Below are 17,182 nucleotides of genomic sequence, written 5' to 3'. Positions count from 1 at the left end.
CCCGCCGCAGCTGCTTCTCGTTGACGGCGGTCAGCCGCAGGTCGAGGCCGCCGCGCGAGCACTGCGCGACGCCGGACACACGGAGATCGCGGTCTGCGGCATCGCCAAGCGTCTGGAGGAGATCTGGTTGCCGGGAGACGACTTCCCGGTCATCCTGCCGCGGACCAGCGAATCCCTCTACCTGCTCCAGCGTCTTCGCGACGAGGCGCATCGGTTCGCCATCACGCACCAGCGCAAGAAACGCAAGAAGGACATCACCACGGTGCTCGCCGAGGTCCCTGGTCTCGGGGCCTCGCGGATCAAGGTCCTCCTCAAGCACTTCGGGTCGGTCACCGCGCTGCGTGCCGCGGAACCGCAGCAGATCCAGGAGGTCCAGGGGATCGGTCCGGTGCTCGCTCAGAACATCCATACGCACCTGTCCACTCGCTAGGCTGGGAGGCCGAGGGGGAGAAGGAGCAGTGAGCGATGTCTGACGGGGAACAGGGCGAATTCCTCATCGTCACCGGGATGTCCGGCGCGGGTCGGACCACGGTGGCGAACGCGCTGGAGGATCTCAGCTGGTACGTCGTCGACAACCTGCCGCCGCAGATCCTCCGACCGCTGCTCGATCTCACCGGCATGGGGGGCGACGCGCTGCCGAAGGTCGCGGCGGTGGTCGACGTGCGCGGCCGCAACCTCTTCGACGACTTCCCGGGTGTCGCTCGCGTGCTGCGCACCAGGGGATCCATCCGCGTGCTCTTCCTGGACGCCTCGGACGACGTCCTCGTCCGTCGCTTCGAGGCCGTACGGCGCCCGCATCCGCTGCAGGGCGACGGCACCCTCCTCGACGGCATCCGGACCGAGCGCGCCCGGCTCGCCCCGATCCGCGAGGCCGCGGATCTGGTGATCGACACCTCGGCGTTGAACATCCACCAGCTCGCGACCAAGGTCTCCGACATCTTCTCGGAGGAGGGCGAGGCGCGGCACCGGGTCACCCTGCTCAGCTTCGGCTTCAAGTACGGGCTGCCCACCGACGTCGACGTCGTGGCCGACATGCGCTTCCTCCCGAACCCGTATTGGAACGAAGACCTGCGCGGTCTCACCGGACAGGACGAGACCGTGCGGGAGTACGTGCTCTCCCGGGACGGCGCGGAGGAGTTCCTCGACGCCTACGCGAAGGCTCTCGTTCCCGTCCTCGAGGGGTATCAGCGCGAGAACAAGAGCCACTCCACGATCGCCATCGGGTGCACGGGCGGCAAGCACCGTTCGGTCGCCATGTCCGAGGAGCTCGCCCGTCGACTGGCGGGAATACCGGGCGTCGCGGTCAACGTCCGCCACCGTGACCTCGGCAGGGAATAGGGCCCCGAGCGAGTAAGCTGGAGGTTTGCGTCGCGACCCGGCGCGTGAACGTGAAGGAGTCTCGTGGCACTAACCACCGACGTCAAGGCTGAGCTCGTCAGCATCCGCAATGCACCCCCGACGGTGCGCGTCGCTGAGGTGACGGCCATCCTCCGGTTCGCCGGTGGTCTGCACTCCATCGCCGGCCGTGTGGCGGTGGAAGCGGAGGTCGATGCCGAGACCCTCGCCCGCCGTGTGGCCCGCGACCTCGCCGAGATCTACGGCGTCCGTCCGGAGATCGCCCAGGTGCAGTCGAGCACCGCCAACGACGGCGCCCGCTGGGCCGTCCGCGTCATCGCGCAGGGGGAGACCCTGGCCCGCCAGACCGGACTGCTCGACCAGCGTCGCCGCCCGGTCCGCGGACTGCCGAACCGCCTCACCACGGGGTCCCGTGCGGAGATCGCCGGCCTCTGGCGCGGGGCCTTCCTCGCCGCCGGTTCGCTGAGCGAGCCGGGCCGCTCCGCGATGCTCGAGGTCGCCTGCCCGTCGTCCGAGGCCGCCATGGCGCTCGTGGGTGCCGCCCACCGCCTCGGTGTCGCCGCGAAGGCGCGCGAGGTCCGCGGGCTTCCCCGCGTCGTCGTGCGCGAGGGGGAGGCGATCCGCACCATCCTCAGCGAGATGGGCGCCCAGCGCACCGCTCTGGCGTGGGAGGAGCTGCGACAGCGCCGCGAGGTGCGCGCGGGCGTCAACCGTCTCGTCAACTTCGACGACGCGAACCTCCGCCGTTCCGCGCAGGCCGCCGTGGCGGCATGCGCCCGTGTCGAGCGCGCTCTCGAGATCCTGGCCGACGAGGTGCCCGACCACCTCCGAGTCGCCGGCGAGCTCCGCCTCGCACACCGCGACGCCAGCCTCGACGAGCTCGGTCACCACGCCGACCCTCCGCTCACGAAGGACGCCGTGGCCGGCCGCATCCGCCGTCTGCTGGCGATGGCGGACAAACGCGCGCAGCAGGAGGGCATCCCGGGGACCGAGGCCGCCGTCCCCGCCGGTCTCGACGTCTGATCCGGGTGACGCCGCCCTGGACGGCGTGTCAACCCCCGGAAGGATCCGGACACCCGAGGCGTTGTCGTCAGTAGGATGAAAGTCGTCCGCTCTCCGTCGCACATCGGCGACGCGGAGCATCGGCAAGCGCCGCGGCGCGGCGCGGATTGGATGAATGCGATATGGCAACCTACACGCTCCCCGACCTTCCCTACGACTTCGCCGCTCTCGAGCCGCACATCAGCGGCAAGATCATGGAGCTGCACCACGACAAGCACCACGCGACCTACGTCGCGGGCGCCAACACCGCCCTGGAGCAGCTGGCGGAGGCCCGCGAGAGCGGCAACCTCGCGAACGTGAACAAGCTCGAGAAGGACCTCGCGTTCAACCTCGGCGGCCACGTCAACCACTCGATCTTCTGGACCAACCTCTCGCCGAACGGCGGCGGCCAGCCCGAGGGCGAGCTCAAGGCGGCCATCGACGAGTACTTCGGCTCCTTCGAGAAGTTCCAGGCGCACTTCACCGCCGCCGCCACCGGGATCCAGGGTTCCGGCTGGGCCGTCCTGAGCTGGGACTCGATCGGCTCGCGACTCATCATCCAGCAGCTCTTCGACCAGCAGTCGAACACCGCGCAGGGCACCATCCCGCTGTTCCAGCTGGACATGTGGGAGCACGCCTTCTACCTCGACTACCTCAACGTGAAGGCCGACTACGTCAAGGCCGCGTGGAACATCGCCAACTGGGAGAACGTCGCCCAGCGCTTCGAGGTCGCCCGTCAGCAGACGAACGGCCTGCTGGTACTGTCGTAATCGGGTCGCGTCCCGGCGGGCCCACGGCTCGTCGGGGCGCCATCTCAGCCAAAAAACCCGCGCATGGCGCACGCTCGACGGCGGCGCTCGGCGCATGAGAAACAGGGAGACCTGAGTGTCTGTCAAGATCGGTATCAACGGCTTCGGCCGCATCGGACGCAACTACTTCCGCGCAGCTCTCGCGCAGGGAGCAGACCTTGAGATCGTCGCGGTCAACGACCTCACCGACAACAAGACCCTGGCACACCTGCTGAAGTACGACTCGGTCAGCGGCGTCCTCGACGCCGAGATCACGTACGACGACGACAGCATCACCGTCGACGGCAAGGAGATCAAGGCCTTCGCAGAGCGTGACCCCGCCAACCTCCCGTGGGGCGAGCTGGGCGTGGACATCGTCATCGAGTCGACCGGCTTCTTCACCAACGCCGACGCCGCGCGCAAGCACATCGACGCCGGTGCGAAGAAGGTCCTCATCTCGGCTCCCGCCACGGGTGACGACCGCACCATCGTCATGGGCGTGAACGAGGAGACGTACAACCCGGAGACGGACCACATCATCTCCAACGCCTCCTGCACCACGAACTGCCTCGCGCCGCTGGCCAAGGTGTTCAACGACGCCTTCGGCATCGACCGCGGCTTCATGATGACGGCCCACGCCTACACCGCCGACCAGAACCTGCAGGACGGTCCCCACAAGGACCTCCGCCGCGCCCGCGCCGCCGCGATCAACATCACGCCGGCCTCGACGGGTGCCGCGAAGGCCATCGGCCTCGTCCTCCCGGAGCTGAACGGCAAGCTCAGCGGTTCCTCCTACCGCGTGCCGGTTCCCACGGGCTCGATCGTCGACCTGACGCTCATCACGGACCGCGAGAACCTCACGGTGGACGAGGTCAACGAGGCCTACAAGAAGGCTGCGGCCGAGGGGCGTCTGGCCGGGTACCTGCAGTACAACGAGGACCCGATCGTGTCGAGCGACATCGTGCACAACCCGCACTCGTCGATCTTCGACTCCACGCTCACCAACGTCAGCGGCAACCTGATCAAGGTCTCGAGCTGGTACGACAACGAGTGGGGCTACTCCAACCGTCTCGTCGACCTGACCGAGTACGTCGCCGAGCGCATCTGAGCTCCGACACATGACTCTGCGCACCCTGGACTCATTGGGTTCGCTCGAGGGCAAGCGCGTCATCGTCCGTTGTGATCTGAACGTCCCCCTGCGGGACGGGGTCATCACGGACGATGGCCGTGTCCGCGCCTCGCTGCCGACCCTGAAGACCCTCATCGACGCGGGCGCCCGCGTCGTCGTCTGCTCGCACCTCGGCCGCCCGGACGGCGCGCCCGACCCGCAGTACAGCCTCGAGCCGGTCGCCCAGCGGCTGTCCGAGCTGCTCGGCGCCCCGGTCGCCTTCGCCGGCGACACCGTGGGCGAGGCCGCGAAGGACGCCGTGGCGTCCCTCGAGAACGGTCAGGTCGTCGTGATCGAGAACCTCCGGTTCAACCCGGGGGAGACGTCGAAGGACGACGCCGAGCGCGGTGCCTTCGCGGCGCAGCTCGCGGAACTGGGCGACGTGCTCGTCTCCGACGGGTTCGGCGTCGTGCACCGCAAGCAGGCGAGCGTCTACGACCTCGCGAAGCTGCTGCCCTCGGCGGCGGGGCTCCTGATCGCGACCGAGCTCGATGTGCTCGATCGCCTGACGGAGAACCCGGAGCGGCCGTACGCGGTGGTGCTCGGCGGGTCCAAGGTGAGCGACAAGCTCGGAGTCATCTCGCACCTGCTGCCGCGGGTGGACCGCATCCTCGTCGGCGGCGGCATGCTCTTCACCTTCCTGAAGGCACAGGGGCACGCCGTCGCGTCGAGTCTCCTCGAGGAGGACCAGCTCGAGACCGTGCGCGGCTACATCGCCGAGGCGGCCGAGCGCGGCGTGGAACTCGTGCTCCCGACCGACGTGGTCGTCGCCGCCTCCTTCGGTGCGGACGCGGACCACGAGGTGGCCGCCGCGGACGCGATCGAGGAGACGGCGTTCGGTTCGTCGGGCATCGGCCTCGACATCGGACCGGAGACCGCCGCGCGCTTCGCCGAGGTCATCCGCGGATCGAAGACGGTGTTCTGGAACGGCCCGATGGGCGTGTTCGAGTTCCCGGCCTTCGCTGCGGGAACCAAGGCGGTCGCGCAGGCACTGACCGAGGTCGACGGCCTCAGCGTGGTCGGCGGCGGCGACTCCGCCGCAGCCGTCCGCCAGCTCGGATTCACCGACGACCAGTTCGGGCACATCTCGACCGGCGGCGGCGCCAGCCTCGAATTCCTCGAGGGCAAGAAACTACCTGGGCTGGAGGTCCTCGGATGGGCGTGAGCTCCCGTACCCCGCTGATCGCGGGCAACTGGAAGATGAACCTGGATCACCTGCAGGCGGTGGCGTTCGTGCAGAAGCTGCACTGGACGCTGAAGGACGCCAAGCACGAGGACGGATCCGTGGAGGTGGCGGTCTTCCCGCCCTTCACCGACATCCGCAGCGTGCAGACGCTGATCGACGCGGACAAGATCCCGTTCGCGTTCGGTGCGCAGGACGTCTCGGCGCACGACTCCGGTGCGTACACCGGCGAGATCTCCGGGGCGTTCCTGGCGAAGCTCGACGCGAAGTACGTCATCATCGGACACTCCGAGCGTCGCGAGTACCACGCCGAGTCCGACGAGATCGTGGCCGGGAAGGTGAAGGCTGCGCTCAAGCACGGCCTCTCCCCGGTCATCTGCGTCGGCGAGACGGCGGAGGACCTGGAGAAGTTCGGCGCCAGCGCGGTTCCGGCCGGACAGCTCGAGGCCGCCCTCCAGGGCGTCTCCCCGTCGGCTGACATCGTCGTGGCGTATGAGCCCGTCTGGGCCATCGGATCGGGCCAGGCGGCCACCCCGCAGCAGGCGCAGGATGTCTGCGCGGCGCTTCGTGGTGTGATCGCGAAGGTCCTCGGCGACGAGGCTGCGGCCCGCACCCGCATCCTCTACGGCGGATCGGTCAAGGCGGCGAACATCGCCAGCTTCATGCGCGAGCCCGACGTGGACGGCGCTCTGGTCGGCGGCGCGAGCCTCGTCGTCGACGAGTTCGCGGCGATCATCCGCTTCGAGAAGCACGTCGGCGTGTGAGTGCGGCGGGGCTCCGGCCCCGCTGCACCGTATACTTGACCGTTACGGGGGCGCTCCGGCCCCAGCGAAAGGCTCTTTCCGTGGCAATTCTCGAGTTCGTCCTGCAGGTCGTGCTGGGCATCACCAGCGTCCTGCTGACTCTCCTCATCCTCTTGCACAAGGGCCGCGGCGGCGGCCTGTCCGACATGTTCGGCGGCGGCATGACCACTGCGGTCGGCTCCTCCGGGCTCGCGGAGCGGAACCTGAACCGCTTCACCGTCGTCCTGGCGCTCACGTGGTTCATCGCCATCGTGGCGCTCGGCCTCATCACGAAGTTCGAGGTGATCTGATGGCTACCGGTGGAAACGCGATCCGCGGTACCCGAGTCGGTTCCGGTCCCATGGGGGAGCAGGACCACGGCTACCACGCCGACCGCATCGCGGTGTCGTACTGGGACGGTCTCGGCAATGAGACGGTCCGCTACTTCGCCGCCGGTCTCCCCGAGGAGGAGATCCCGGAGATCATCGACCACCCGCAGTCCGGTCTTCCGGCCGGGCGCGACAAGGAGAACCCTCCTGCCGTCGCCAAGGCCGAGCCGTACAAGACGCACCTGGCCTACGTGAAGGAGCGCCGGACGGACGAAGAGGCCGTCCAGCTGCTGGAGGACGCCCTCACCCAGCTCCGCGAGCGCCGGGGTCAGTGACCGCCGACTGAGCGCGAGGAGAAGCCGCCGTGGCGATCACGGCGGCTTCTTCCGTCTCAGCGGCAGCCGGCGGCCGCGTCGATGTAGTCCTGCGGGGGATACCCGTAGGCCCAGACCCCGTTCGCGTCGTCGGTGAAGCCCATGCTGATGGCCCAGGCCGTCGCCCACTTCTCGATGCTGTCCTGGGTGGACGAGTCGTACATGCCCTCGCACTTGACGCTGATGGCATGGCCCACCTCATGGGCGACGAGCGCGCGGCTGCGTTCGGCTGGCCACTGCTCCGCCACCGAGTCCGACAGCTGGATGACCGCGCGCCCCGGATCGTCCCACCACCAGGTGGTGTACCCGCCCATGCTGCCGTTGTACCCGGCGCCGTTGACGACCGGAGCCCAATCGAACTCCAGCAGGACGCCGGGCGCGAGAGACCGCGCGAACGCCTCCACCTCGAGCCGCGAGTTCTGCAGCGGACCGGCCTTCTCCGCGAGCTCCGCGGCTTCGGTCGCGATCACCTGCGCAGCCGCGTTCTGCAGTGCGGCGTAGACAGTGGCGGTCGTGTCATCGACCGTGGTCGCGGCGGTGGCGTCTGCGGCGGCGTCGCGCAGGGCGATCACGGCGGTGTTGCGGGCGGAGAGGTGCTCGGCCTCGAAGGCGGCCGCCGCGCTTCCGGCCGCCGTCATGACCGCGACGCCGCTCTCAGAGACGGCGTTCCGGCCGGCAGCGGCGTCGGTGGAGGCCGTCCTCAGGTCGTCGACGAGCCTCTCCACTCGTTCCCGGTCCGCGTGGAGTGCAGACGTGGCTCCGTAGAGCTCCCAGAACCACGACGGCTTCTCTCCCTTCGGCGGAGGCGTCGCCGCGGCGACCCTCTCGACCTCCGCGCCAATGGCCTCACCGTCGGCGACCGCGGACATCAACGAGTCCCAGGCGTCATCCGGCACGGGAAGGCTGGTGTCTCCAATGTCGAGGATCACGTGTCCGGCGTCGGTCGATTCGATGAGTTCGCCGTAGCGGTGACCGACCTCCGTGCTCTGCGCCTGGAAGCTGCGCGAGGCGGTCTCGAAATCGCGTCGGGCGTCGTCATAGCCGAGGTTCGCCGAGACCTGTGCGGTCGCCAGCCCGCCGACCAGGACCAACCCGCCTACGAGCCCGGCGACGACCCGACCACGAGGGCGACGGCGTCTCCGGGGCGTCGTGTCGGCGGAGGGTCGCGTCGTCACGGGCTGTGACAGCACGACCGGAAGACGGTGGCCGCCGTGCGGCAGGCTCGGTGGCGCGACAGAGCCGGAGGGGAGCGCATCCGTCACGACATGTCCATTCGCTCGGGCCTTCCGACCGGGGGTGGCTGCATCTGCTGTCAGCGTATTGGACGCAGCGAGCATCCGTCACGGACCGCGGAATGCCAGGATGAGCGCGTGGCAGGTGTGACGGTGCGGACGATGACCGCGGATGAGTTCGATGAATGGATGGACGAGATCGCGCGTGCCTACGCGCACGAGCAGGTCGCCGCGGGGCGCTGGCCCGCGGATGGAGCGGTGGAGCGGGCGCGCGCCGACAATGCGCGCATGCTGCCGCGAGGGCCGGACACACCGCGCATGCTCGTGCTCCGTGGACTCGACGCGGACGGGCGGGCCATCGGCCGCGCTTGGGTGGGGCTCGATCATCCGCGCGGCGCCCCCGGAGTGGCGTTCCTCTACGACATCGAGGTGGAGGCCGCTCGCCGCGGCGAGGGACTGGGGCGCGGTCTGCTCGCGGCGGCGGAGCACGCGGCACGCGCTGCGGGTGCGACGGCGCTCGAGCTCAACGTCTTCGGCGGGAACCGGACGGCGATCGGGATGTACGAGACGGCGGGCTACGAGGTGGTCACGCAGCAGATGCGGAAGCAGCTCTGATCGGGGGAAGGCTGCGAGGAAGGAGAGGGGGTGACGGGAATCGAACCCGCGCAATCAGTTTGGAAGACTGAGACTCTACCATTGAGCTACACCCCCGGAACCGGAGTCCGGACTCCATCGATCATAGCGGACGGTCGGGCATGCTCCTGTCCGTTAGACTCGGTGGGGCTGAATCTGCGTGCGGATTCCCCGGGGCGTAGCTCAGCTTGGTAGAGCGCCCGCTTTGGGAGCGGGAGGTCGCAGGTTCAACTCCTGTCGCCCCGACTCGACCCCACGACCTTCCAGCCGCGTTCTGCGCGGAAACCACAAGGAGAACACACCAGCATGGCGAACAGCACCGTCGAGAAGCTGACCCCGACCCGGGTCAAGCTCACCATCACGGTCACCCCGGACGACCTCAAGCCCAGCATCGCGCACGCCTACGAGCACATCGCGCAGGACGTCCAGATCCCCGGCTTCCGCAAGGGCAAGGTGCCCGCTCCGATCATCGACCAGCGCATCGGCCGCGGCGCCGTCATCGAGCACGCCGTGAACGAGGGCCTGGACAAGTTCTTCCGCGAGGCGACCGCCGAGCACAAGCTCCGCATCGTCGGCCGCCCGTCGGCCGAGATCACGCAGTGGCCGAACGAGAAGGACTTCTCGGGCGACCTGCTCGTCGACGTCGAGGTCGACGTGCGGCCGGAGATCGAGCTCCCCGACTACGCGGGCATCACCCTCGAGGTCGACGCCGTGGAGGCCGACGAGGCCGCCCTCGACGCGGAGCTGGACAACATGCGCGCCCGCTTCGGCACCCTCATCCCCGTCGACCGCCCCGCGGCCAAGGGCGACTTCGTCGAGCTGGACCTCGTCGCCACCATCGACGGCGCCGAGATCGACCGCGCCGAGGGCGTCTCCTACGAGATCGGCTCCGGCGAGCTCCTCGAAGGCATCGACGACGCGATCGAGTCGCTCACCGCCGGTGAGGACACCACCTTCCGCTCCGCCCTCGTCGGCGGCGACCACGCCGGCAAGGAGGCGGAGGTCTCCGTCACCGTCAAGGCCGTCAAGGAGCGCGAGCTTCCCGAGGCCGACGACGAGTTCGCGCAGATCGCGAGCGAGTTCGACACGATCGCCGAGCTGCGCGACAGCCTGCGCGAGCGCGTCGAGCAGCAGGGCGTCTTCACGCAGGGCTCCGCCGCCCGCGACAAGCTCGTCGAGACGCTGCTCGCGCAGATCGAGATCCCGGTCCCGCCGCAGCTCATCGAGGACGAGGTGCACAACCACCTCGAGGGCGAGGGTCGTCTCGAGGACGACGTGCACCGCGCCGAGGTGACCGAGGCCAGCGAGAAGCAGTTCCGCACGCAGGTGCTGCTCGACACGATCGCCGAGCAGGCCGACGTGCAGGTCTCGCAGGAGGAGCTCTCGCAGTACCTCATCCAGTCCGCCGCGCAGTACGGCATGGCGCCGCAGGAGTTCGTCGAGGCGCTGCAGTCCTCGAACCAGCTCCCCGCGCTGGTCGGCGAGGTCGCCCGGAACAAGGCGCTCGCGATCGCCCTCGGCAAGGTCAAGGTCGTGGACACCAACGGCAAGGCCGTCGACCTCTCCGACTTCGTCGTGACCGACGACGAGGCCGAGTCCGAGGACGAGAAGCCCGCCGAGGCCGAGGAGAAGCCGGCCGCGAAGAAGAAGGCTCCGGCCAAGAAGGCGGCCGCCAAGAAGGACGCCGACGCGGACGAGAAGCCCGCTGCGGAGAAGAAGCCCGCCGCCAAGAAGCCGGCGGCGAAGAAGGCTCCGGCCAAGAAGGACGCCGACACCGCCGAGTGATCGGCACGGTCGAGTGAAGAGGGCGGGTGCTGCGGCATCCGCCCTCTTTCTCATCGAGGGAAGGACGACGGGATGACGAGCTGGGACGACCGCATCGAGCAGGTGTGGACGGAGGCCTCCGGAGAGGAGGTCGGCGACGAGACGATCGCGCGCATCGACGCCCTCGCCGCCGAGCGGGGTGCGGACGACGCCAGGGCCGAGTTCGAGCGCGCCGGTGCCCGCGATTCCGCGGGACGCCCGGCGGAGGCCGTGGAGCTGTACCGCCGAGCCCTGGCGCTCGGCCTCGACGAGGAGCATCGCCCGCAGTGCGTGATCCAGCTCGCGAGCTCGCTGCGCAACCTCGGAGACTACGACGAGGCGCTGCGGGTGATCCGAGCCGAGGAGGAGATCGCGGCGGACGGGCCGTATCGGGACGCGGTCGCGGTGGTGCACGCCCTCATCCTCGCGAGTGCCGGCCGGCCCGCGCAGGGCCTGTCGGTGGCCATCCTCGCGCTCGTCCCGCACCTGCCCCGCTACCACCGGTCGATGACGGCGTACGCGCACGAGATCGCCGGCAGCGACACCTGATATGCCGACGGCGAACACGACCTAGGGGCTGTGCGTGCGCCGGTAGATTCGAATCACTGAAACACGGAAGCAGGAGCTGACATGGCTGAACCCCTCGTCGCGACAAGCGTCTTCGACAGGTTGCTGAAGGACCGCATCATCTGGCTCGGCTCGGAGGTGCGAGACGACAACGCCAACGAGATCTGCGCGAAGATCCTCCTTCTCGCCGCCGAAGACTCCGAGAAGGACATCTACCTCTACATCAACTCGCCCGGCGGCTCGATCACCGCGGGCATGGCGATCTACGACACGATGCAGTTCGTGCCGAACGACATCGTCACCGTCGGCATCGGCATGGCCGCGTCCATGGGCCAGCTGCTGCTGACCAGCGGCACCAAGGGCAAGCGCTACATCACGCCGAACGCCCGCGTGCTGCTGCACCAGCCGCACGGCGGCTTCGGCGGCACCGCGAGCGACATCCAGACCCAGGCGCAGCTCATCCTGTCGATGAAGAAGCGCCTCGCCGAGATCACCGCGTCGCAGACCGGCAAGCCCGTCGAGCAGATCAACGCCGATGGCGACCGCGACCGCTGGTTCACGGCGGAGGAGGCCCTCGAGTACGGCTTCGTCGACCACATCCGCGAGCACGCCAGCGACGTCACCGGCGGCGGCGGCACGGGCGTCGAGTGAGGATTCGAGAGGACACCATGTACACACCCACGTTCCAGTCCGCCGGAAACCTGCCCTCCAGCCGGTATGTGCTGCCGCAGTTCGAGGAGCGCACCGCCTACGGCTTCAAGCGCCAGGACCCGTACAACAAGCTGTTCGAAGACCGCGTGATCTTCCTCGGCGTGCAGGTCGATGACGCGTCGGCCGACGACGTCATGGCGCAGCTCCTCGTCCTGGAGAGCCAGGACTCCGAGCGCGACATCACCATGTACATCAACTCGCCCGGTGGCTCGTTCACCGCGATGACGGCGATCTACGACACGATGCAGTACGTTGCGCCGCAGATCCAGACCGTCGTGCTCGGCCAGGCGGCCTCGGCCGCGTCCGTGCTGCTCGCGGCCGGTGCCCCCGGCAAGCGTCTCGCGCTGCCGAATGCGCGCGTGCTGATGCACCAGCCCGCGATGGGGGAGGCCGGACACGGTCAGGCCTCCGACATCGAGATCCAGGCGGCGGAGATCCTCCGCATGCGCACCTGGCTCGAGGAGACCATGGCCCGTCACACCGGCAAACCGGTCGAGCAGGTCAACCGCGACATCGATCGCGACAAGATCCTCTCGGCCAACGAGGCGCTGGAGTACGGCATCGTCGACCAGGTGCTCACCTCGCGCAAGCGCGCGTAGTCCGCATCCGCAGAGAAGGACGCCCGTCGAATCGACGGGCGTCCTTTTCGCGTCTCCGGCGGATGCGCGCGGGAGGATGGCGCGACTGCGCATATGAGCAGATGGGTGCGCGAACGCTGAATCCGGCCTACCCTGGAGGAGGAAGGAGGACACCGTGGAAGAAGATCTGCTCATGGTCCGGGTCGCCGAGCTGTACTACGACGAGGACAAGACGCAGGACGAGATCGGTGGTCTCCTGAAGATCTCCCGCTGGAAGGTCGGGCGCCTCCTCACGCAGGCGCGGCAGCGCGGCATCGTCCGCATCGAGATCGTCCACCCGCGCGCCCGTCGGCTCGGCCTCGAGCGCGAGCTCGTGGAGCGCTTCGGTCTCACCGACGCCGTGGTCGTCCCCTCGCCGGAGGGCGACGAGGGCACCCTGGAGCGCGTCGCTCAGGCGGCGGCCGACTTCCTGACCGCCCTCCGTCCGGTTCCGCGCACGCTCGGCGTGAGCTGGGGCAAGACCCTCCGCGCCGTGGCCGAGGCCCTGCCCGACGGCTGGGCGAACGGCGTCACCGTCGTGCAGCTCAACGGCGGTGTCAGCCTCAACCGGCGCTCGGGAGGGGCCGCGGGACTCGCGGTGACCATCGCCCAGCGCGCGTCCGGTCAGGTCTCGCTGCTGCCGAGCCCCGCGATCCTGGAGCACGTCGAGACGAAGCAGGCCATCGAAGGCGACCGCACCGTCGCGGCCGTGCTGGAGGAGGCGGCGGACGCCCAAGCGTTCCTGTTCACCGCCGGACCGTGCGATGCGACCTCCGCCCACGTCGAGAACGGCTATCTCACGGCCGCCGATGTGGAGGAGCTGGCACGTCGCGGCGCCGTCGGCGACGTCCTCGGGCGCTACGTCGACGCCGAGGGCAACATCGTCGACCCGCAGCTGGACGCCCGCACGGTCGGCGTCTCGCTCGACCGCCTGCGCGGCGCCGCGCGGGCCATCTTCGTGACGGCGGGCCCCGCCAAGCACGACATCGCGCGCACGGTCGTGACCAGCGGCCTGTGCGGGGTCCTGGTGACCGATGAGACCACAGCACGAGCATTGTTGGAGGAACAGTGACGACGACAGAACTCAGCCGCAGGACGGCGGTGGACGTCCTCGGCGGTGAGCCGGACGACGCGACCCTCCGTCGTTTCCTGCACGGCCTCCCCGGCGTGGACGCCGTCGGGCTGGAGCAGCGCGCTGCCGGCCTCGGCACCCGCTCCATCAAGACGACGTCGAAGGCCTGGGCCCTCGACACGATCATCAAGCTGATCGACCTGACCACCCTGGAGGGGGCGGACACCCCCGGCAAGGTCCGTTCGCTCGTCGCCAAGGCGAAGAACCCGGATGCGGCGGATCCGTCCACGCCTCGGGTGGCGGCCGTGTGCGTCTACGGCGACATGGTCGCCGGAGCGGTCGAGGCCCTCGGCAGCCTGCACGGCGACCCCGACGACGGCCTCATCTCGGTCGCCGCGGTGGCCACCGCCTTCCCGAGCGGCCGGTCCTCCCTCGCGATCAAGCTCGCCGACACCGCGGAAGCGGTCGCCGCGGGTGCGGACGAGATCGACATGGTCATCGACCGCGGTGCGTTCCTGTCCGGCCGCTACGGGCTGGTGTTCGATCAGATCGCTCAGGTCAAGGAGGCGTGCCGCCGTGAGGACGGCTCGTACGCCTCGCTCAAGGTGATCCTCGAGACCGGCGAGCTGAACACGTACGACAACATCAAGCGCGCCTCCTGGCTCGGCATCCTCGCCGGCGGTGACTTCATCAAGACGTCGACCGGCAAGGTGCAGCCGGCGGCGACGCTGCCGACCACGCTGCTCATGCTGGAGACGGTGCGCGACTGGTATCGCGGGACGGGGGAGCGCATCGGCGTGAAGCCCGCCGGCGGCATCCGCTCGTCGAAGGACGCGGTCAAGTACCTCGTCACCGTCGCCGAGACCGTGGGGGAGGAGTGGCTCCAGCCGCACCTGTTCCGCTTCGGCGCCTCGAGCCTGCTCAACGACGTGCTCCTGCAGCGCCAGAAGCTCACCACCGGCCACTACTCCGGCCCCGACTACGTCACGATCGACTAGGAAACCCGACATGTCATTCCTGGAATACGCTCCGGCTCCGGAGTCCACGGCGGTGCTGAACCTCAAGGACAGCTACGGGCTGTTCATCGACGGCGAGTTCGTCGACGGCTCCGGCACCCCCTTCCGCACCATCTCCCCGGCGACGGAGAAGGAGATCGCCGAGATCGCCTCCGCCGACGACGCGGACATCGACCGCGCCGTCGCCGCGGCCCGTCGCGCCTACGACAAGGTCTGGTCGCGCATGAGCGGCCGCGACCGGGGCAAGTACCTGTTCCGCATCGCCCGTCTCGTGCAGGAGCGCGCCCGCGAGCTCGCGGTCGCCGAGAGCCTCGACAACGGCAAGCCCATCAAGGAGAGCCGCGACGTGGACGTGCCCCTCGTCGCGTCCTGGTTCTTCTACTACGCGGGCTGGGCCGACAAGCTCGACTACGCCGGTCTGGGGGCGAACCCGCGTGCTCTGGGTGTCGCCGGTCAGGTCATCCCGTGGAACTTCCCCCTGCTGATGCTCGCGTGGAAGCTCGCGCCCGCGCTGGCGGCCGGGAACACGGTCGTGCTCAAGCCGGCCGAGACCACGCCGCTGACGGCACTGATCTTCGCCGAGATCCTGCAGCAGGCCGATCTCCCCGCAGGTGTCGTGAACATCGTCACCGGAGCCGGGGCGACCGGTGCCGCCCTGGTGCGTCACCCGGACGTCGACAAGGTCGCCTTCACCGGCTCGACGGGTGTGGGTCGCGACATCGCCCGCGCCGTGGCGGGGACGAACAAGAAGCTGACGCTGGAGCTGGGCGGCAAGGCCGCGAACATCGTGTTCGACGACGCGCCGATCGATCAGGCCGTCGAGGGCATCGTCAACGGCATCTTCTTCAACCAGGGCCACGTGTGCTGTGCGGGCAGCCGCCTGCTGGTGCAGGAGTCGATCCATGACGAGGTCGTCGACCGGCTGAAGAACCGGCTGTCGACGCTGCGTCTCGGCGACCCGCTCGACAAGAACACCGACATCGGCGCGATCAACTCCGCCGCGCAGCTCGCCCGCATCCGTGAGCTCAGCGACATCGGTGAGGCCGAGGGCGCGGAGCGCTGGACCGCCGACTGCGCGATCCCGGAGCAGGGCTTCTGGTTCGCTCCGACGATCTTCACCGGCGTCGAGGCCTCGCACCGCATCGCCCGCGACGAGGTGTTCGGGCCGGTGCTGTCGGTCCTCACCTTCCGGACGCCCGCCGAGGCGATCGCCAAGGCCAACAACACCCCGTACGGTCTCTCCGCCGGCATCTGGTCGGACAAGGGCTCGCGCATCCTCGCGGTCGCCGACCGGCTGCGCGCGGGCGTCGTGTGGGCGAACACGTTCAACCGTTTCGACCCGTCGAGCCCGTTCGGCGGCTACAAGGAGTCCGGGTACGGCCGCGAGGGCGGTCGCCAGGGCCTCACCGCCTATCTCACCCCTCGACAAGCTCAGGGACCCGACGGAGGAGAAGGACGATGAGCAAGCGACTGACCGTTCCGAAGACTTACAAGCTCGCGATCGGCGGGGCCTTCCCCCGGAGCGAGTCCGGACGCACGTACGAGGTCGTCTCCCGCAAGGGCGCCTTCCTCGCCAACGCCGCGAAGGCCTCCCGCAAGGACGCCCGCGATGCGGTCGTCGCCGCGCGCGCCGCCGTCAAGGGCTGGGCGGGGGCGACGGCCTACAACCGCGGCCAGGTGCTCTACCGGGTCGCCGAGGTCCTGGAAGGGCGTCGTGCGCAGTTCGTCGACGAGATCGTGGCGCAGGAGGGCATCTCGTCCTCGGCGGCCACGGCGCAGGTCGACGAGGCGATCGATCTCTGGGTCTGGTACGCCGGCTGGTGCGACAAGTACGCCCAGGTGGCAGGAAACGCGAACCCCGTCTCCGGTCCGTACTTCAACATCTCGGTGCCCGAGCCCACCGGTGTGGTCGCCATCGTGGCCCCGCAGGACTCGGCGCTGCTCGGCCTGGTCTCGGTGGTCGCCCCGGCCCTCGTCGCCGGGAACACCGTCGTCGTGGTCGCGAGCGAGCAGTACCCGCTCTCCGCGATCAGTCTCGCCGAGGTGCTCGCGACCAGTGACGTGCCCGGGGGCGTGGTGAACGTGCTCACCGGCTCGCCGGCGGAGATCGCGCCGTGGCTCGCCTCGCACCAGGATGTGAACGCCCTCGATCTCGCCGGTGCGGGCGCGCTGGAGTGGGTCGACATGCAGATCGCCGCGGCGGAGACGCTGAAGCGCGTGCTCGCCCCCGGCGACGTGGTCGCCTCGCCGGAGCGGATCGCCGCGTTCACCGAGGTCAAGACGGTCTGGCACACCAAGAGCATGGTCTGACGACACGTCAGGATGACCGAGGGCCCCGTCGCGCACCGCGCGGCGGGGCCCTCCTCACGTCGCCGGGGAGAGATCGTGGTCGGGGCTGCCTCCCCGCGGCATGACGGTGGAAGCGCCGCCGTCCGTCGGACCCGCCGAACGACTCGTCGCCAATGCGGCCCGGTGTCGTATGCAGCGGTTAGGCTCGAAGAACGATCCTG

19 protein-coding genes and 2 tRNA genes are annotated in these 17,182 nt (G+C 69.3%); 19 read left to right on the top strand and 2 right to left on the bottom strand.

The features are described from left to right. The 9 genes from CJ226_RS14160 to CJ226_RS14120 all read left to right on the top strand — a co-directional run. On the top strand, positions 1 to 430 hold a 430-nt coding region (locus CJ226_RS14160), incomplete at its 5' end, for a helix-hairpin-helix domain-containing protein (RefSeq protein ID WP_257996673.1). Between the two features lie 35 nt (positions 431 to 465). Continuing rightward, positions 466 to 1,338 (top strand): RNase adapter RapZ, encoded by an 873-nt coding sequence (gene rapZ, locus CJ226_RS14155; RefSeq protein WP_025105029.1) that lies wholly within the window; start codon positions 466 to 468, stop codon positions 1,336 to 1,338. Between the two features lie 63 nt (positions 1,339 to 1,401). Next, a complete protein-coding gene (gene whiA / locus CJ226_RS14150) occupies positions 1,402 to 2,379 on the top strand; it encodes a DNA-binding protein WhiA (protein ID WP_025105028.1) in 978 nt (325 codons plus the stop codon). Positions 2,380 to 2,540: 161 nt separating this feature from the next. Continuing rightward, complete coding sequence (locus CJ226_RS14145; RefSeq protein WP_102209577.1) at positions 2,541 to 3,167, top strand: superoxide dismutase; 627 nt, start codon at positions 2,541 to 2,543, stop codon at positions 3,165 to 3,167. 115 nt (positions 3,168 to 3,282) lie between these two features. Next, complete coding sequence (gene gap / locus CJ226_RS14140; RefSeq protein WP_025105026.1) at positions 3,283 to 4,293, top strand: type I glyceraldehyde-3-phosphate dehydrogenase; 1,011 nt, start codon at positions 3,283 to 3,285, stop codon at positions 4,291 to 4,293. A gap of 10 nt (positions 4,294 to 4,303) precedes the next feature. After that, on the top strand, positions 4,304 to 5,518 hold the full coding sequence (gene pgk, locus CJ226_RS14135; protein WP_102209576.1) for a phosphoglycerate kinase: 1,215 nt from the start codon (positions 4,304 to 4,306) through the stop codon (positions 5,516 to 5,518). Further along, entirely contained in the window at positions 5,509 to 6,300 is a 792-nt protein-coding gene (gene tpiA, locus CJ226_RS14130; RefSeq protein ID WP_025105024.1) for a triose-phosphate isomerase, read from the top strand. Before pgk ends, tpiA begins: the two co-directional genes overlap by 10 nt. Before the next feature lie 80 nt (positions 6,301 to 6,380). Beyond that, positions 6,381 to 6,629, top strand: coding sequence for a preprotein translocase subunit SecG (gene secG / locus CJ226_RS14125; protein ID WP_025105023.1), 249 nt, complete (start codon positions 6,381 to 6,383; stop codon positions 6,627 to 6,629). Further along, on the top strand, positions 6,629 to 6,982 hold the full coding sequence (locus CJ226_RS14120; protein ID WP_025105022.1) for an RNA polymerase-binding protein RbpA: 354 nt from the start codon (positions 6,629 to 6,631) through the stop codon (positions 6,980 to 6,982). Before secG ends, CJ226_RS14120 begins: the two co-directional genes overlap by 1 nt. Positions 6,983 to 7,038: 56 nt before the next feature. Here CJ226_RS14120 and CJ226_RS14115 read toward each other — a convergent pair whose 3' ends face one another. Continuing rightward, a complete protein-coding gene (locus tag CJ226_RS14115) occupies positions 7,039 to 8,112 on the bottom strand; it encodes a hypothetical protein (protein WP_102209575.1) in 1,074 nt (357 codons plus the stop codon). Between the two features lie 279 nt (positions 8,113 to 8,391). On the opposite strand from CJ226_RS14115, the gene CJ226_RS14110 reads away from it, so the two are divergent. Continuing rightward, the gene (locus CJ226_RS14110; protein WP_102209574.1) at positions 8,392 to 8,868 is read left to right on the top strand and encodes a GNAT family N-acetyltransferase; all 477 of its coding nucleotides are present in this window, start codon (positions 8,392 to 8,394) and stop codon (positions 8,866 to 8,868) included. Between the two features lie 25 nt (positions 8,869 to 8,893). Here the strand turns inward: CJ226_RS14110 and CJ226_RS14105 are convergent. Beyond that, positions 8,894 to 8,964: transfer RNA gene (locus tag CJ226_RS14105), tRNA-Gly, on the bottom strand. A gap of 94 nt (positions 8,965 to 9,058) precedes the next feature. Here CJ226_RS14105 and CJ226_RS14100 point away from each other — a divergent pair. From CJ226_RS14100 to CJ226_RS14060, 9 genes are all read left to right on the top strand, one after another. After that, positions 9,059 to 9,132 (top strand) — tRNA-Pro (locus tag CJ226_RS14100). A 60-nt stretch (positions 9,133 to 9,192) separates the two neighbouring features. Further along, positions 9,193 to 10,671, top strand: coding sequence for a trigger factor (tig, locus tag CJ226_RS14095; RefSeq protein ID WP_102209573.1), 1,479 nt, complete (start codon positions 9,193 to 9,195; stop codon positions 10,669 to 10,671). Between the two features lie 72 nt (positions 10,672 to 10,743). Then, on the top strand, positions 10,744 to 11,238 hold the full coding sequence (locus CJ226_RS14090; RefSeq protein ID WP_102209572.1) for a tetratricopeptide repeat protein: 495 nt from the start codon (positions 10,744 to 10,746) through the stop codon (positions 11,236 to 11,238). 81 nt (positions 11,239 to 11,319) lie between these two features. Further along, positions 11,320 to 11,907 carry an ATP-dependent Clp protease proteolytic subunit gene (locus CJ226_RS14085; RefSeq protein ID WP_025105018.1) on the top strand — a complete coding sequence of 196 codons (588 nt, stop codon included), beginning with the start codon at positions 11,320 to 11,322 and terminating at the stop codon, positions 11,905 to 11,907. A 17-nt stretch (positions 11,908 to 11,924) separates the two neighbouring features. Beyond that, a complete protein-coding gene (locus CJ226_RS14080; protein ID WP_025105017.1) occupies positions 11,925 to 12,566 on the top strand; it encodes an ATP-dependent Clp protease proteolytic subunit in 642 nt (213 codons plus the stop codon). A gap of 154 nt (positions 12,567 to 12,720) precedes the next feature. After that, positions 12,721 to 13,656 carry a sugar-binding transcriptional regulator gene (locus tag CJ226_RS14075; protein ID WP_060921184.1) on the top strand — a complete coding sequence of 312 codons (936 nt, stop codon included), beginning with the start codon at positions 12,721 to 12,723 and terminating at the stop codon, positions 13,654 to 13,656. Beyond that, the gene (gene deoC / locus CJ226_RS14070) at positions 13,653 to 14,654 is read left to right on the top strand and encodes a deoxyribose-phosphate aldolase (RefSeq protein ID WP_025105015.1); all 1,002 of its coding nucleotides are present in this window, start codon (positions 13,653 to 13,655) and stop codon (positions 14,652 to 14,654) included. The genes CJ226_RS14075 and deoC overlap by 4 nt, the downstream gene beginning before the upstream one ends. 10 nt (positions 14,655 to 14,664) lie before the next feature. Next, positions 14,665 to 16,134 (top strand): aldehyde dehydrogenase family protein, encoded by a 1,470-nt coding sequence (locus tag CJ226_RS14065; protein ID WP_102209571.1) that lies wholly within the window; start codon positions 14,665 to 14,667, stop codon positions 16,132 to 16,134. Further along, positions 16,131 to 16,982: an aldehyde dehydrogenase family protein gene (locus CJ226_RS14060; RefSeq protein ID WP_102209570.1), complete on the top strand. Its 852-nt coding sequence runs from the start codon at positions 16,131 to 16,133 to the stop codon at positions 16,980 to 16,982. The genes CJ226_RS14065 and CJ226_RS14060 overlap by 4 nt, the downstream gene beginning before the upstream one ends. Positions 16,983 to 17,182: the final 200 nt, after the last annotated feature.

The sequence above is a fragment of the Microbacterium sp. UMB0228 genome, from assembly GCF_002871415.1.
Classification (GTDB): domain Bacteria; phylum Actinomycetota; class Actinomycetes; order Actinomycetales; family Microbacteriaceae; genus Microbacterium.
The sequence above is the reverse complement of the archived record's forward strand: the minus strand, read 5'-3'. Positions and strand labels throughout refer to the sequence as shown.

Coding starts and splice junctions, on each gene's coding strand:
- CJ226_RS14120 (WP_025105022.1), top strand. CDS start 6,629: ATGGCTACCGGTGGAAACGCGATCCGCGGTACCCGAGTCGGTTCCGGT.
- CJ226_RS14145 (WP_102209577.1), top strand. CDS start 2,541: ATGGCAACCTACACGCTCCCCGACCTTCCCTACGACTTCGCCGCTCTC.
- CJ226_RS14080 (WP_025105017.1), top strand. CDS start 11,925: ATGTACACACCCACGTTCCAGTCCGCCGGAAACCTGCCCTCCAGCCGG.
- CJ226_RS14065 (WP_102209571.1), top strand. CDS start 14,665: ATGTCATTCCTGGAATACGCTCCGGCTCCGGAGTCCACGGCGGTGCTG.
- pgk (WP_102209576.1), top strand. CDS start 4,304: ATGACTCTGCGCACCCTGGACTCATTGGGTTCGCTCGAGGGCAAGCGC.
- tig (WP_102209573.1), top strand. CDS start 9,193: ATGGCGAACAGCACCGTCGAGAAGCTGACCCCGACCCGGGTCAAGCTC.
- CJ226_RS14090 (WP_102209572.1), top strand. CDS start 10,744: ATGACGAGCTGGGACGACCGCATCGAGCAGGTGTGGACGGAGGCCTCC.
- tpiA (WP_025105024.1), top strand. CDS start 5,509: ATGGGCGTGAGCTCCCGTACCCCGCTGATCGCGGGCAACTGGAAGATG.
- CJ226_RS14085 (WP_025105018.1), top strand. CDS start 11,320: ATGGCTGAACCCCTCGTCGCGACAAGCGTCTTCGACAGGTTGCTGAAG.
- rapZ (WP_025105029.1), top strand. CDS start 466: ATGTCTGACGGGGAACAGGGCGAATTCCTCATCGTCACCGGGATGTCC.
- CJ226_RS14060 (WP_102209570.1), top strand. CDS start 16,131: ATGAGCAAGCGACTGACCGTTCCGAAGACTTACAAGCTCGCGATCGGC.